Source organism: Burkholderia glumae LMG 2196 = ATCC 33617, from assembly GCF_000960995.1.
In the GTDB taxonomy this organism is placed as follows: domain Bacteria; phylum Pseudomonadota; class Gammaproteobacteria; order Burkholderiales; family Burkholderiaceae; genus Burkholderia; species Burkholderia glumae.
The window spans coordinates 2738468-2752684 of the sequence record NZ_CP009435.1 but is presented as its reverse complement, the minus strand read 5'-3'; the positions used below and the strand labels follow the sequence as shown (position 1 = coordinate 2752684).

Annotated in this window: 12 protein-coding genes; 4 read left to right on the top strand and 8 right to left on the bottom strand. The window is 67.5% G+C overall.

From position 1 onward, the window contains the following. Positions 1-2 precede the first annotated feature (2 nt). The 4 genes from KS03_RS24920 to KS03_RS24905 all read right to left on the bottom strand — a co-directional run bounded on the left by KS03_RS24920 (position 3) and on the right by KS03_RS24905 (position 4131). Positions 3-821: an ABC transporter permease subunit gene (locus KS03_RS24920; RefSeq protein WP_015875644.1), complete on the bottom strand. Its 819-nt coding sequence runs from the start codon at positions 819-821 to the stop codon at positions 3-5. Further along, the gene (locus KS03_RS24915) at positions 818-1747 is read right to left on the bottom strand and encodes an ABC transporter permease subunit (protein ID WP_015875643.1); all 930 of its coding nucleotides are present in this window, start codon (positions 1745-1747) and stop codon (positions 818-820) included. The genes KS03_RS24920 and KS03_RS24915 overlap by 4 nt, the downstream gene beginning before the upstream one ends. Further along, positions 1744-2895 (bottom strand): ABC transporter ATP-binding protein, encoded by a 1152-nt coding sequence (locus KS03_RS24910; RefSeq protein WP_015875642.1) that lies wholly within the window; start codon positions 2893-2895, stop codon positions 1744-1746. The genes KS03_RS24915 and KS03_RS24910 overlap by 4 nt, the downstream gene beginning before the upstream one ends. Before the next feature lie 141 nt (positions 2896-3036). Continuing rightward, positions 3037-4131, bottom strand: coding sequence for a polyamine ABC transporter substrate-binding protein (locus KS03_RS24905; RefSeq protein ID WP_015875641.1), 1095 nt, complete (start codon positions 4129-4131; stop codon positions 3037-3039). A 504-nt stretch (positions 4132-4635) separates the two neighbouring features. On the opposite strand from KS03_RS24905, the gene KS03_RS24900 reads away from it, so the two are divergent. Both KS03_RS24900 and KS03_RS24895 read left to right on the top strand, forming a co-directional pair. After that, the gene (locus KS03_RS24900; protein ID WP_015875640.1) at positions 4636-5925 is read left to right on the top strand and encodes a phospholipase A; all 1290 of its coding nucleotides are present in this window, start codon (positions 4636-4638) and stop codon (positions 5923-5925) included. A 46-nt stretch (positions 5926-5971) separates the two neighbouring features. Then, positions 5972-6175 (top strand): DUF1289 domain-containing protein, encoded by a 204-nt coding sequence (locus tag KS03_RS24895; protein ID WP_015875639.1) that lies wholly within the window; start codon positions 5972-5974, stop codon positions 6173-6175. A gap of 125 nt (positions 6176-6300) precedes the next feature. Here the strand turns inward: KS03_RS24895 and KS03_RS24890 are convergent, their stop codons facing one another. The 4 genes from KS03_RS24890 to KS03_RS24875 form a co-directional block, all read right to left on the bottom strand. Then, positions 6301-6942, bottom strand: a complete 642-nt coding sequence (locus KS03_RS24890) for an OmpW/AlkL family protein (RefSeq protein WP_015875638.1) — start codon at positions 6940-6942, stop codon at positions 6301-6303. 65 nt (positions 6943-7007) lie between these two features. After that, the gene (locus KS03_RS24885) at positions 7008-8198 is read right to left on the bottom strand and encodes an NAD(P)H-dependent flavin oxidoreductase (protein WP_015875637.1); all 1191 of its coding nucleotides are present in this window, start codon (positions 8196-8198) and stop codon (positions 7008-7010) included. A 278-nt stretch (positions 8199-8476) separates the two neighbouring features. Continuing rightward, positions 8477-10069 carry an ABC-F family ATPase gene (locus tag KS03_RS24880; RefSeq protein ID WP_015875636.1) on the bottom strand — a complete coding sequence of 531 codons (1593 nt, stop codon included), beginning with the start codon at positions 10067-10069 and terminating at the stop codon, positions 8477-8479. A gap of 170 nt (positions 10070-10239) precedes the next feature. Beyond that, positions 10240-12498: an AsmA family protein gene (locus tag KS03_RS24875; RefSeq protein WP_045678908.1), complete on the bottom strand. Its 2259-nt coding sequence runs from the start codon at positions 12496-12498 to the stop codon at positions 10240-10242. A 128-nt stretch (positions 12499-12626) separates the two neighbouring features. Here KS03_RS24875 and KS03_RS24870 point away from each other — a divergent pair, with 128 nt between their 5' ends. Together KS03_RS24870 and KS03_RS24865 are read left to right on the top strand one after the other, a co-directional pair. Then, entirely contained in the window at positions 12627-13367 is a 741-nt protein-coding gene (locus KS03_RS24870) for an ABC transporter ATP-binding protein (RefSeq protein ID WP_015875634.1), read from the top strand. Next, complete coding sequence (locus KS03_RS24865) at positions 13364-14182, top strand: ABC transporter permease (RefSeq protein WP_015875633.1); 819 nt, start codon at positions 13364-13366, stop codon at positions 14180-14182. The genes KS03_RS24870 and KS03_RS24865 overlap by 4 nt, the downstream gene beginning before the upstream one ends. Positions 14183-14217 lie beyond the last annotated feature (35 nt).

Sequence of the window (14217 nt, the reverse complement as noted above, 5' to 3'; positions counted from 1 at the left end):
GCTCAGGCGGCCGCCGCGAGCCGGCGCCGCTCGCGGCGCAGCATCATCATGTTCGCGCCGATCACGCCGATCGTCACGGCGACGATGAACAGCGTCGCGAGTGCGTTCATTTCCGGATTCAGGCCGAGCCGCACGCGCGAGAACACCACCAGCGGCAGCGTGGTCGAGCCGGGGCCGGACAGGAACGCGGACAGCACCAGATCGTCGATCGACAGCGTAAACGACAGCAGCCAGCCCGACACCAGCGCCTGCGAGATCAGCGGCAGCGTGATCGTGAAGAACACCTTCAGCGGCGTGGCGCCGAGATCGAGCGCGGCCTCCTCCAGCGACGGATCGAGTTCGCGCACGCGCGACTGCACGATGATCGCGACATAGGACAGGCACAGCATCACGTGGCCGAGCCAGATCGTCAGCATGCCGCGCTGCGCCGGCCAGCCGATCCACTTCGCCAGCTCGATGAACAGCAGCAGCAGCGAGATGCCCTGGATCACCTCGGGGATCACCAGCGGCGCGTTGATCATCCCGGAATAAAGCGCGAAACCGCGGAAGCGCCCCATGCGCGCCAGCACGTAGCCGGCCCAGGTGCCGATCGCCACCGAGGCGAACGCCGTCAGAATGCCAATCTTCAGCGACAGCCAGGCGGCCGCGATCAGTTCGTCGTCGCCAAGCAGCGCCGCGTACCAGCGCGTCGAGAAGCCGGACCAGACCGTGACCAGCTGGGACTCGTTGAACGAGTAGACGACGAGGCTCAGGATCGGGATGTAGAGGAACGCGAAGCCGACCGCCAGCGCGAGCAATCGCAGATAACGATTCGGCATCATTTGCGACGGCCCTCCGCTTCCTTGGCCTGGTAATGCTGGAAGACCGCCATCGGCACGAGCAGCAGCAGCACCATCGCGCAGGTCACGGCCGAGGCCATCGGCCAGTCGGCGTTGTTGAAGAACTCGTTCCACATCACGCGGCCGATCATCAGCGTGTTCGCGCCGCCGAGCAGCTCGGGGATCACGTATTCGCCGACGGCCGGAATGAACACCAGCAGGCAGCCGGCGATGATGCCGTTCTTCGAGAGCGGCAGCGTGATCGTCAGGAACGCCTTCCACGGCTTGGCGCCGAGGTCGTAGGCCGCCTCCAGCAGTCGCAGGTCCATCTTCACCAGATGCGCGTAGAGCGGCATCACCAGGAACGGCAGGTAGGTATAGACCATGCCGATGTAGACCGCGGTGTTGGTGCGATACAGCTCGATCGGCGCGTGGATCACGCCGATCCAGAGCAGGAAGTTGTTGAGCAGGCCGTTGTTCTTCAGGATGCCGATCCAGGCGTAGACGCGGATCAAGAACGAGGTCCAGAACGGCAGCATCACCGCCATCATCAGCAGGTTGCGCGAGGCCGGATTCGAGCGCGCGATGTAGTAGGCCATCGGGTAGCCGAGCAGCAGGCACAGCAGCGTCGTGACCGCCGCCACCAGCACCGAGTTCACGTAGGTCGCGAAATACAGGCTGTCGGTGAACAGGAACGCGTAGTGCGAGAAGTTCAGCTTGATGTTGAGCACGCCGTCGGCGAACGACGTCAGCTCGGTGTACGGCGGAATGCCGAGTTCGAGCTCGGCGAAGCTGATCTTCACCACCAGCACGAACGGCACCAGGAAGAACAGCACGAGCCACAAGAACGGCCCGGCGATCACGGCCGAGCGCCCGCTCAGGCCGAGCCTGCGAGCCGGCCACCAGACGATCCAGGACAGAGCGCTCATGAGGTCAGCACCACGCCGGCCGAGGCGCTCCAGCGCACGTAGATCTCGTCGTTCCACTGCGGCGTGTCGATCTCCGAGAGCGCGAGGCTCGTCACGTTGGCGATCACCGTCTTGCCGGAATCGAGCTTGATGTGATACAGCGAGTAGCCGCCCATGTAGGCCACGTTCGTGACCACGCCGTGCGCCCAGTTGTAGGCGCCCTCGCCCGGCTTGCGCGTGAGCGCGATGCGCTCGGGGCGCACCGAGACCGTCACCGCCATGCCGAGCGGGCCGGTGATGCCGTGGCTCACGTGCATGCGGCACGGCAGGTCCGGCGACTCGATGAACACGTAGTCGGGCTCGTCCTCCACCACCTTGCCCTCGAACAGATTGGTCGAGCCGATGAACTCGGCCGAGAAGCGGCTGTTCGGATATTCGTAGACCTCGCGCGGCGCGCCGATCTGCACGATCTCGCCCTCGCTCATCACGGCAATGCGGTTGGCCATCGTCATTGCCTCCTCCTGGTCGTGCGTGACCATGATGCAGGTGACGCCGACCTTGTCGAGGATATTGACGAGCTCGATCTGGGTGCGCTGGCGGATCTGCTTGTCGAGCGCCGACATCGGCTCGTCGAGCAGTAGCAGCTTCGGCCGCTTGACGAGCGAGCGCGCCAGCGCGACGCGCTGCTGCTGGCCGCCCGACAGCTGGTACGGCTTGCGGCCCGCGTAGCGGCTCATCTGCACGAGTTCGAGCGCATCGCGCACGCGCTCCTTCAGTTCGGCCTTGCGCACGCCTTCCTGCCGCAGCCCGTAGGCGACGTTCGCCTCGACCGTCATGTGCGGGAACAGCGCGTAGGACTGGAACATCATGTTCACCGGCCGCCGGTACGGCGGCAATTGCGCGAGATCCTCGCCGTCGATCAGGATCTTGCCCGAGGTGCAGGTCTCGAGGCCGGCGAGCATGCGCAGCAGCGTGGACTTGCCGCAGCCGGAACTGCCGAGCAGCGCGAACAGTTCGCCCTTGCCGACCGACAGATTGACCTGACGCACCGCAGTGGTCTCGCCGAATTGCTTGACTACGTCGACGATCTGCACGAAATTCGCGGCGGCGTCGGCCGGTGCGACGGCGGACGGTGCGCCGGTTAGCGGCATGCGCGACTGGCTATTCATGATCTGCTGCATCACTCCTGCGTGTTGATGAACCGAGGCGAACGGACGGCGATGCGCCTCGGCAAGGGCGCGCGAAGACGAACAAAGCCCCCGGGGTTGCCAGGGGCTTGGTGGATCGGCGCCGGTGCTCCGGGCTGGCGCTCAGCGCCCCGATTTCAGTTCCGTCCAGAGCCGGGTCTGCAGGCGCTGGATTTCCGGCGGCAGCGGCTTGAGCAGGAACAGCGTCTTGACCACGTCGGCGGGCGGATAGACGGCCGGATCGTTGGCCACGTCCGGGTTCACGAACTTGCGCGCCGCCGCGTTGGCGCTCGGGTAATAGACCGCGTTCGTGATCGCCGCGTTGACCTTCGGATCCTCGATGTAGTTGATCCATTCGAGAGCCGCTTCCTTGTGCTTCGCGTCCTTCGGGATCGCCATCACGTCGAACCAGACCGGCGCGCCGCCCTTCGGCACGTAGTACTCGACCTTGTACGGTTTCTTCGCTTCCTGCGCGCGATGCTTGGCGATCACGACGTCGCCGGACCAGCCGAACGCGAAGCAGATGTCGCCGCCGACCAGGTCGTTGATATAGCCCGACGAGTTGAACTGCGTGATGTACGGGCGGATCTTCTTGAGCACCTGCATCGCGGCCTGATAGTCGGCCGGGTTGGTGCTCATCGGATCCTTGCCGATGTAGTGCAACGTGGCGGCGAACATCTGGTCGGGCGCGTCGAGCACCGACACGCCGCACGTCTTCAGCTTCGAGATGTTTTCCGGCTTGAACAGGATGTCCCAGCTGTCGAGCGGCACCTTGCCGAGGATCTGCTGCGCCTTGTTCACGTTGTAGCCGAGGCCCGTGGTGCCGTAGGCCCAGGGCACCACGTACTTGTTGCCGGGATCGGCACCGGCCACCAGCGCCATCAGCTGCGGATCGAGGTTCTTGAGGTTCGGCAGCTTCGATTTGTCGAGCGGCGCGAAGATGCCGGCAGCAATCTGCTTGCCCGCGTAGTTGCTGGTCGGCACCACGATGTCGTAGCCCGAGTTGCCGGTGAGCAGCTTGGCCTGCAGCGTGTCGTCGCTGTCGTAGTTGTCGTAACGGACCTTCACGCCCGTCTGTTTCTCGAAGTTCGGGATCGTGTCCTTGGCAATGTAGTCGGACCAGTTGTACACGTTGAGCTGCGTATCCTTCGCCGCAGCCGCCGACGCGGCCACACAAAGCGAGAGCGCCACGAACCGGCCTGCCACCTTTGCTTTCATCCCGTTCTCCCGTCCGGCCGTGTGCGGCCGGTATGACTTGTCGTCACGACGGCCCGCGCCCTCGCGACCCGTCCCCTAAAACACCGAAAAGTATCACTAATCCCGTGGTGTCACAAAAAAATCGCGTCGATGTCGCACAAACGGGACACCTGCCGCCCTCCCCGGTCGGCGCCTGCGCCGGCGCGCCGGACGGGGAGCGGGAAGTGCGCGCATTTTATCGGGTTATACGCGTGTGTCCACCCGAAAAATAACCGCACACGCCGCACCTTGCCGCACGGCAGGCGCGGGCGTGGGCAGCCTCGGCGCGGCACCCGCGTTCCCTTCCCGTCCGGCGATCGACGCGTGCCGTTCCCGCCCGACCGCGTCCGGCCAAGGCCGCCTGAGCGCGGCCAATCCGTTTCGACCCTGCCGGCCGACCCGACGCCTGCTTTACAATGGCCCAACTCGTCGCAGTATCCGCGTTGCGGCGCGACCTTCCACCGTGCTTCGTCATCCCTCGAACTCATGCGCCATCGCTCCCGCCGTCGCTTCGCCCTGCCCCGCCGCGCGCTCGCCGCGCTGATCCCCGCTGCCTCGCTCGCCGGCGCCGCGATACCCGCGCACGCCACCGTGTCGCTCGTGCAGCCGGCGCGCGAGGCCGCCGCCAGCGCACCGCTCACGCTGACGCTGATCTATGCGGACGACGACCGCGCGCCGCTCGCGGTCACCACGCCGGACTCGCTCGAGGTGACCGTTACCGGCGCCGAGCAGGCGCCGGTAACGGTGCGGCTCGCTCGCGAGCCGGGCCTGCCGGCACGCTTCACGTTGCGCGCCGGCCAGTTCCGCAAGGTGCGATTTTCCGCGCCATGGCCCGACAGCGCGCGCGGCACGGTGACCATCACGCCGGTCGGCTTCGACGCCTCGGCCGCCGTGGTGTCGCTCGATCGCGGCCCGAACCAGGCGCGCGTCGCGCAGGCCGAAGCGGCGGAAGCGCGCCAGACGACACCGGCCGGCGTGGCCGCGGCCGCCACCCACGTCGCCGCGACGGCCGGCACGCCGCTGCCGACGGCCGACGCGCTGACCACCGGCTCGCAGGGGCTGCTGTCGAGAATCTCGTACTACGAACCGATGTTCATCGGCGCGGGCGTAAACGGCGACGTCACCGCCAAGCTGCAACTGAGCTTCAAGTACCGCTTGCACATGCCCGACGATCCGTCGTCGCGCGCGCTGCTCGACAACCTGTATTTCGGCTATACGCAGACCTCGATCTGGGATCTGTCGGCCGATTCGAGCCCGTTCCGCGACACCAGCTACAAGCCGCGACTGTTCTATTACGTGGCCGACACCGGCCTGCGCAGCAACTGGTTCACGCGGATGGGATTCGCGGCCGGGATCGGCCACGAGTCGAATGGCAAGGCCGGTAGCGACTCGCGCAGCCTGAACATCGCGTTCGTGCAGCCGACCTGGGAGTTCGGCGATCTGTCGGATTACCACCTGCAGGTGTCGCCGATGCTCTACTACTACGTCGGCATCAGCGACAACCGCGACATCGCCGACTATCGCGGCTACATGGATCTGCTCGTCAAGTACGGCAGCCCGGACGGCTGGCAACTGGCGACGACGCTGCGCAAGGGCACCCACCACTGGTATGGCAGCGTCGACACGCAGCTGTCGTATCCGCTCGCGAAACTGTTCGGCAATGCCTGGGGCGGCTATCTGTGGCTCGGCTTCTTCGACGGCTACGGCGAGGATCTGCTCGACTACAACCACCGCCAGCACTGGATCGCGCGCGTCGGCGTGAGCATCGCGCGCTGATGTTTTACCATAAGGCTTTGCCGCATCCCTCGACCGCCACCCATCCATGAGCTCCAACCTTCACGACAAGCCGGACAGCCCCTGCATCGGCGTCTGCTCGACGCTCTTCGACGACGTCTGCAAGGGCTGCGGGCGCACCGCGCTCGAAGTCGCGAACTGGGTGTTCATGAGCGAGGACGAAAAAGCAGCGGTATGGGAGCGCATCACGCGCGAGGGCACCGCGATGCGCTTCCAGTACGACAGGCTCTGACGCGCACTGACGCGGCACGCCGCGGGGAGCGCACCGAGCGCCGCCTCATGCCTGGACCGCGGGACGAAAAAAGGCGGCACGCGAGACAGCCGTGCCGCCCAACCCCAACACTTGTTACCGGTTCGTCAGAACTTCATACCCACGCCCAAGCCGACAATGATCGGATCGAGGTGAAGGCGCCCGATCGGCTGGCCGCCGAGCGTCGCGTCGGTATGCATCCAGATTTTCTTCAGGTCGACGTTCACGAAGAAGCGCTTCGTGACCTGAACGTCGACGCCGAATTGCAGGGCCGGCCCGAAGCTGCTCCGGTGGACCGCGACGCCCTCGCCTCCGACGTTGAGGCCGTCGTTGTAGAAATACGTGTAGTTCAGGCCCGCGCCGATATACGGCCGGACCTTGCCCGCGTGGTTGAAGTGGTACTGCAGCAGCAGCGTGGGCGGCAGCACGTTCACGCCGCCGAGATGACCGAGGCTCGAATTGACCTGATGCCGCGACGTACCGAGGATCAACTCGACGCCGAGATAGTCGCGGATCATGTAGGTGAAATCGAGCTCGGGGACGATGGCATTGTTCACACCGGCCTGGATCGCCGACAGCGTGCCGCTGCCGCGATCCGCGGGAGCGATTTCGATCGCGCGCAGGCGCGCGAGGAAGTCACCCGCGGCAATGCCGTCGCCTGGCGATGCGGCATGTGAAACCGATGGGATCATCGCGAAGCTTGCGGTAGCGGCAATGGCTGAAACCAGACAGCGAATTTTTTCTTTCATGGCAATAACCCCCTTGGAACGGTAGTGATTGTCAGGGGCCGGCGAGCGCGTCAAGTTGATGCTCATCAAGCCAGAGAGAACATGGGGCGGTTTGTCGCAGACTCGGGTGCCGCGCCGGTCAGCAACAACGCGAGCAGATCGCGCACGCTGCGGATCGCCTCGCCGAACGGCAGCGCCTCGCGGCCGCGGAAGAACAGGCCGTTGGCCACGTCGCCGCGCAACGCGGCGGCAAGCCGCGTATCGATGCAGAAGTGTCCGAAGCGTTCGACGCCGTCGCGCAAGCCGCACACGGACAGGCATTCGAACGCGGTTGGGCAGCGCTGCCGGAACGCGCCGAGCTTGGCGCGAATGCGGGCCTCGTGGCGCAGATAGCGATCGAGCCAGGGCGTGCGCACGGCACGCGCCGGCAGCCCGGTCACGCTGACGAATTCGACGATGTCCTCGGGCTGCGCGTGCGTGAGCACGTGCTTGAAGGCCGGATGCGCATCGCCTTCCTCGGTGACGGCGAACGGCGTGCCGAGCTGCACGCCGTTCGCGCCGAGCGCCAGCGCCGCGCGCACCGCTTCATGGCTGTTGATGCCGCCCGCCACGATCAGCGGGATCGATTCGCGGGCGAGCCCGAGCGCGCGGATCGCCTCGCTCGCCTCCTCCAGCACGCGCGCGAACGAGAAGCGCGCGTCGTGCATCTCCTCGATGTTGCCGACGCCGAGATGGCCGCCCGCATGCGCCGGATGCTCGATCACGATCGCGTCGGGCAGGCGTCCCTTCTTCATCCATTTCTTCAGCACCAGCGCGATGCCGCGGCTGTCGGACAGGATCGGGACCAGGGCGATGTCGTGGCCTTCGGTCATGTCGGGCAGATCGAGCGGCAGGCCCGCACCCATCACGATCGCATCGGCGCCCGCTTCGCAGGCCACGCGTACGTAGTCGGCATGCGCGCGCACCGCCTTCATCACGTTGACTGCGATCATCCCGCGGCCCTCGCTCCAGGTGCGGGCGCGGCTGATCTCGCGGCGCAGCGCCTCGAGGTTCGCGGCATCGAAGGTGTCGCGCACGGGGTTGGCCCGGCAGCGTTCGAGCAGATCGGCATGGTGGTGCCGCAGATCGATGCTCGCGATCGTGCCGAGCGCTCCCTCCCGCGCGACGCTGCCGGCCAGCCGGTGCGCAGAAATGCCGATACCCATGCCGCCCTGCACGATGGGCAGCAGCGCACGGCCGCGGATCATGAGCGGCGGAAAGGAACTGGAAATGGTCATCGAAAACTCGTCGAACGTGTCGAAAGCTTTGATGATCGGGGATCGGGAAATACAGAGGTTGATGCGCGTCAAACTCAAGGCGCCGGCGCGGCGCGCTCGCCATCGTTCAATCCCGAAACCGGGCGGCCGGGCCGCGAGACGCGTCCGTCAAAAGCAGCGCCCCGCGCTGCCGGCCGGTCCGGCGAGCGCGTTCGCGGGACGGGCGGGACGGGCGGGACGGGCGGGACGGGCGGGACGGGCGGGGCGCGCGGGGCGCGAGAGCGTCGAAGCCGGGCCGCTCAGGCCTTTTCCTGCGTCGCCAGGAAATCCTCGTAGTTGCCGCCGAAGTCGTTGAGCGTGCCGTCGGTGCGCACCTCGATGATGCGGTTGGCCAGGCCGCTGACGAACTCGCGGTCGTGCGAGACGAAGATCAGCGTGCCTTCGAACTTCTCGAGCGCGATCTGCAGCGACTCGATCGACTCCATGTCCATGTGGTTGGTCGGCTCGTCCATCAGCAGCACGTTGTGCCGGCCGAGCATCAGCTTGCCCCAGATCATGCGGCCCTTCTCGCCGCCCGACAGCACCTTCACCGACTTCTTGATGTCGTCCGCCGAGAACAGCAGGCGGCCGAGCGTGCCGCGCACGGCCGTCTCGTCGTCGCCTTCCTTGCGGTAGTCGTCGATCCACTCCATCAGCGTGACGTCGTCGGGGAACTCCTCGTAGGTGTCCTGCGGCATGTAGCCGACGCTCGCGTTCTCGGCCCACTTGACGGTGCCGTGATCGGGCTTGATCTGGCCGCGCAGCGTGCGCAGCAGCGTGGTCTTGCCCGCGCCGTTCTCGCCGATGATGGCGATGCGCTCGCCCGGCTGCACCGACAGGTTGAAGTTGCTGAAGATGGTGCGGTCGTATTTCTTGGTGATGGCCTCGGCCACCACCGCGATGTTGTGCAGCTTCTTCTCGAACTCGAAGCGGATGAACGGGTTCTGCCGCGACGAGGGCTTGAATTCCTCGATCTTGATCTTGTCGATCTGCTTGGCGCGGCTGGTAGCCTGACGCGCCTTCGACTTGTTCGCCGAGAAGCGGCGCACGAAGTCCTGCAGCTCGGCCACGCGCTCCTTGGCGCGCGCGTTCGCGTTGGCCTGACGCTCGCGCGCCTGCGCCGAGGCGAGCATGTAGTCGTCATAGTTGCCCGGCCAGACCTTCAGCGTGCCGAAGTCCATGTCGGCCATGTGGGTGCAGACCGAATTCAGGAAGTGACGATCGTGCGAGATGATGATCATCGTCGAGTTGTACTGGTTGAGCGTGTCTTCCAGCCAACGGATCGAGTTGATGTCGAGGTTGTTGGTCGGCTCGTCGAGCAGCAGCACGTCCGGCTTCGAGAACAGCGCCTGGGCGAGCAGCACCCGCAGCTTCCAGCCCGGCGCGACCTCGCTCATCGGCCCGTTGTGATACTTCTCGTCGATGCCGATGCCCAGCAGCAGCGCGCCCGCGCGCGCCTCGGCGTCGTAGCCACCGAACTCGGCAAACTTCGCCTCCAGCTCGGCCGCATGCATGTAATCGTCGTCGGTCGCGTCCGGGTTGGCGTAGATCGCATCGCGCTCGGTCATCGCGGCCCACATCTCGGTGTGGCCCTGCATCACCACGTCGAGCACGCGCACGTCCTCGTAGGCGAACTGGTCCTGGCGCAGCTTGCCCAGGCGCACGTTCGGCTCGAGCGCCACATTGCCGCCCGAGGGCTCGAGATCGCCGCCCAGGATCTTCATGAAGGTCGACTTGCCGCAACCGTTAGCGCCGATCAGGCCGTAGCGATTGCCCTCCCCGAACTTGACCGAAATGTTCTCGAACAGGGGCTTCGGCCCGAATTGCATCGTAATGTTGGCGGTAGAAAGCACGGCGTGGCCCGGTAGATGATGGATCGACTGAAACCGGGCATTTTAGCAGGTCTGGGTGAAGCGCTGCGGGCCGAGGCCGTCACCGCCGTCGGGGAAAATACGATGCGACGCCTTTATTGGCGACTGTTCACCGCGGACCGCCCGCCGCCGCGCCGCCGCGGGCCGGCGCGTCACCGCTTGTGCGCCGCGGCAGCCTTCGCCTGCGGCGACGCCTTCAGCTGCGAGAACAATTCCGAGCACGGCACGTCGCGGTTGTGGCTCGGCGCGATCAGCGGAATCAGCGCCGCGAACGGGTTGAGGATGCCGAGCCCCACCGCGGCGCCGGCGCGCAGCGCGAGCGCGCCGACATTGACGCCCACCTTCGGGTTCTTGAAGGTGCCCTTCACGTAGAGCGGCGAGCGCAGCGAGAACACGCGAAAGCCCTTGGTCTGCGGATGGATGCCGAGATCGATGCCCTCGTTGCGCAGGTCGAGATTGCCGTCCACGCGGATCACGGCGTCGTCGGTGTCGAGCGCGAACAGCTTCGAGTTCAGGATGCCGTCGGTGGCGACGAAATCGACGGCCGCGCAGTTGATCTTCACGTCGCGGTTGCCGAACAGCTTCTCGTAGACCACGTTCGCGACGTTGAGCCCGGCCGCCTCCATCAGCAGCCGGCTGATCGCGCCGTCGGTGGCGAGCGCCTTCAGCTCGCCCGTCGAAGTGGCGGCCAGCGCGGCGGGCGAATTGCCGGTGGCCGCGAGCGTCGCGTCGCCGTTGATCTCGCCGAGCGCCGACTGCATCACCTTCACGGTCGGGAACAGCTGCTTGAGCTCCAGGTGGCGCGCAGCCACCGAGAAGCGCCCCTTGAGCGGCACCGTACTGCCGTCGAGGCGTGCGTCGGTGGACAGCGTGCCGCCCGCCACGCCGAAGCGCAGCGGCATCAGCGACAGCACGCCGTCCTGCATCACGATGTGGGTGTAGAGGTCCGAGATCGGCAGCGCCTTGTCCTTGATCAGCTGGCGGCCCGTGAACTTCACGTCCGCGTCGAGCGCCTTCCAGCGGTCGGTGCGGAACGTCTCGACCGGCAGCACGCGGTCGGCCGGCTGCTTGGTGGCATTGCCCCGCGCGCGCTTGCTCGCGGTGCTGTCGGCCCCCACCACCGGCCCGAGGTCGGAAAAGCGCAGCAGGTTGGACACCAGCTCGACCGACAGCTTCGGCCGCGGCGAGCCCTGGGCGTAGACCAGCGTGCCGTGCAGGTCGCTGCCGCCCACCCGGCCGTCGAAGTTCTCGTAGCGGAACGTGCTGGCGTTGCGGCGGAAACGGCCCACCAGACGGCCGTCGGTGGCATAGGGCGGCGTGTCGGGCAGCGTCACGCCCGTCAGCGCATACAGATGCGACATGCTCGCGCCCTGCAGCCAGAGCCGCAGGTCGATCGCCGCCAGCTGCATCGGGTCGGTCAGCGTGCCGACGATCGCCAGGCGCGTGTCGCCGGCCTTCAGGTCGGCCTGCAGCGGAAACGGCCGGCGGGTGTCGCGCAGCGCCAGCACGCCGCCGATCTTGCCGGTGCCGTCGATCGGCACGCCCTTGTAGCGGCCGTGAACCACGAGGCCGAACGCATAGGCGGGCGGCGCCGCGGCCGCGCCGCTGGCGCCGTCCGCCCGGCCCGCCGAGGCGCCGGACGCGGCGGCCGGCACGCCGGGGGCGGCCGCGCTCGCGGCCGAGGCTGCGGACGCCGCCGCAGCGGCTGAAGCGGCCGCCGCTGCGGACGCTGCCTCCACCTTCTTCGCCAGCTGCGTCGCGCCGGCCCGGCCGATGCGCTGCGCCGACGCCTCGCGCGAGGCCGCCTCCTGCTGCTTCATCACTTCGCCGAGCGGAATCGGCTGACCGAGCGTATCGATCGCGATCTTCAGGTCGGCCTTGGTGATCGCGTCGCGATAGGTGACCGTCCCCTTGGCGAAGCCGAAGTCGTGAAGCTCGACCTTCCAGGTCGACGGTTCGCCCGACTGCTTGAACTGGAACGTCCAATTGTTGCGCCCGTCGGCGAGCCGCTCGACGTCGAGCGCGGGATTGACGATGTCGATCGAGGGAATCACCACGCGGTGCGCGAGCAGCGGCAGCACGGCCAGCTCGAAGCGGGCGGCGTCGAGCGTCGCGAATTGCGGCGACCGGGTCCAGTCGGGGTTGCCGATCGCGATGTCGTTGGCGGTGACGCTCGGCCAGGGCACCCATGCGCGCCAGCCGGTCTCGTCCCGCGGGCGTTGCCAGCCCACCTTCAGATCGCCGCGGATCGCGAACGGCCGGCCGATTTCGGTGCTCACACGCTGGTTGATCCAGGGGCGCGCGCGATTCCAGTCGAAGGTGACGATGAAGACGACGAGCGCAACGATCAGCACCACGAGGATGCCGATGATCCAGGCCGCCGTTTTGCCGATGACTCGTGGAAGCGTCATGCCGAGCTCCGTTGTTTTTATCGGGAAGTTGACCGAAGCGAAGGCCGCGCCGAACCCGCCGCAACCGAGTGTCGGTATTATGGCACCGCGCGCGAGCTCTCCTCCCCCATTTACCCTTTATTGCATTTATGACAGCAGCCCGCCTGATCGAAGCCCGCGGCCTGACCCGCCGCGACCCAGTCTCCAGGCGGCTGCTGGTCGCGCCGACCGACTTCAGCGTGCTGCCGGGCATGCGCATTGCTGTCACCGGCCCGTCCGGTTCGGGCAAGAGCGTGCTGCTGCGCGCGCTGGCGCTGCTCGACCCGCTCGACGGCGGCACGCTGCACTGGCGCGGCGCAGCCGTTGCGCGCGCATCGATCACGCGCTACCGGCGCAGCGTCGCCTACCTGCGGCAGCGGCCCGCCACCGCCGACGGCACCGTGGAGGATATCCTGCGCTACCCGTATTCGCTGGCCGTGTACCGCGACCTGCGCTTCGATCGCGACCGCGCCGTGACGCTCGCGCGGCAGGCGGGCCGCGCCGACGGCTTCCTCGATCAGGACGCGCGCGAACTGTCGGGCGGCGAGGCGCAGATCGCGGCGCTGCTGCGCGTGCTGCTGCTCGACCCCGAGGTGCTGCTGCTCGACGAGCCGACTTCGGCGCTCGATCCCGAAGCGGTGCAGGCGATCGAGGCGCTGGTGCAGGCGTGGTTCGCCGCGGCGCCCGAGGCGCGCGCGTATCTGTGGGTCTCGCACGACCCCGCGCAGGCGGCGCGGATCGCCTCGCGCCGCGTCACGATGCGCGCCGGCGTGCTCGGCGAAGCGGAGGCCGACGGCGGCACGGCGGCGGCGCGCGAGGCGCGCGACCGCGCCGGCGGGGCGGCCCGATGAGCCCGGTGCTGCAGGATCTGAGCCTCGGCGACGTCGCGCTCGCGGCCGCGCTGGTGGCCGTCAACGGGGCGCTCTCGTGCGCCCTCTCGCTGGGCCTTGGCCGCCAGCTCGCGATCGCGGCCGCGCGTACCGTGGTGCAGCTGCTCGCGATCGGCTACCTGCTCGGCTGGGTGTTCGGACATCCGCGCTGGTACGTGGTGCTGCCGCTGATGGCCGTGATGACGCTGGTGGCGGGCTTCGCCGGGGCCGCGCGCGGCGAGCGCGGCTACCGCGGGCAGCGCCTCGACAGCATCGTCTCGATCTGGATCGGCTCGTGGGCGGTGAGCGCGCTCGGGCTGTTCGTCGTGATCGGCATCCATCCCTGGTACGAACCGCAATACACGATCCCGATCCTGGGCATGATTCTCGGCAATGCGCTGACGGGCGTCGGCCTCGGCGTCGAACGCATGACGGGCGAGCTGACCGCGCGCCGCGACCGCGTGGAAGCCGCGCTCGCGCTCGGCGCGACGCGCTGGGAAGCGGCGCAGGACGCCGCCCGCCAGGCCGTGCGCGCGGGCATGATGCCGACCCTGAACCAGATGGCGGTGGTCGGCGTGGTCAGCCTGCCGGGCATGATGACGGGCCAGGTGCTGGCCGGCCAGCCGCCGCTGCAGGCGGTGCGCTACCAGATCGTGATCATGTTCCTGATCGCGGCCGCCGCGGCGCTCGCCACCGTCGGCGCCGTGCTGCTGACCTACCGCCGGCTGTTCTCGGCCGAGCACCGCTTCCTCGCCGCGCGGCTGGTCGAGCGCAAGCGGCACAAGAAGGCGGCCTGAACCGGCCAGGGCCGCGCCGGCCGCATCGCTTGGCG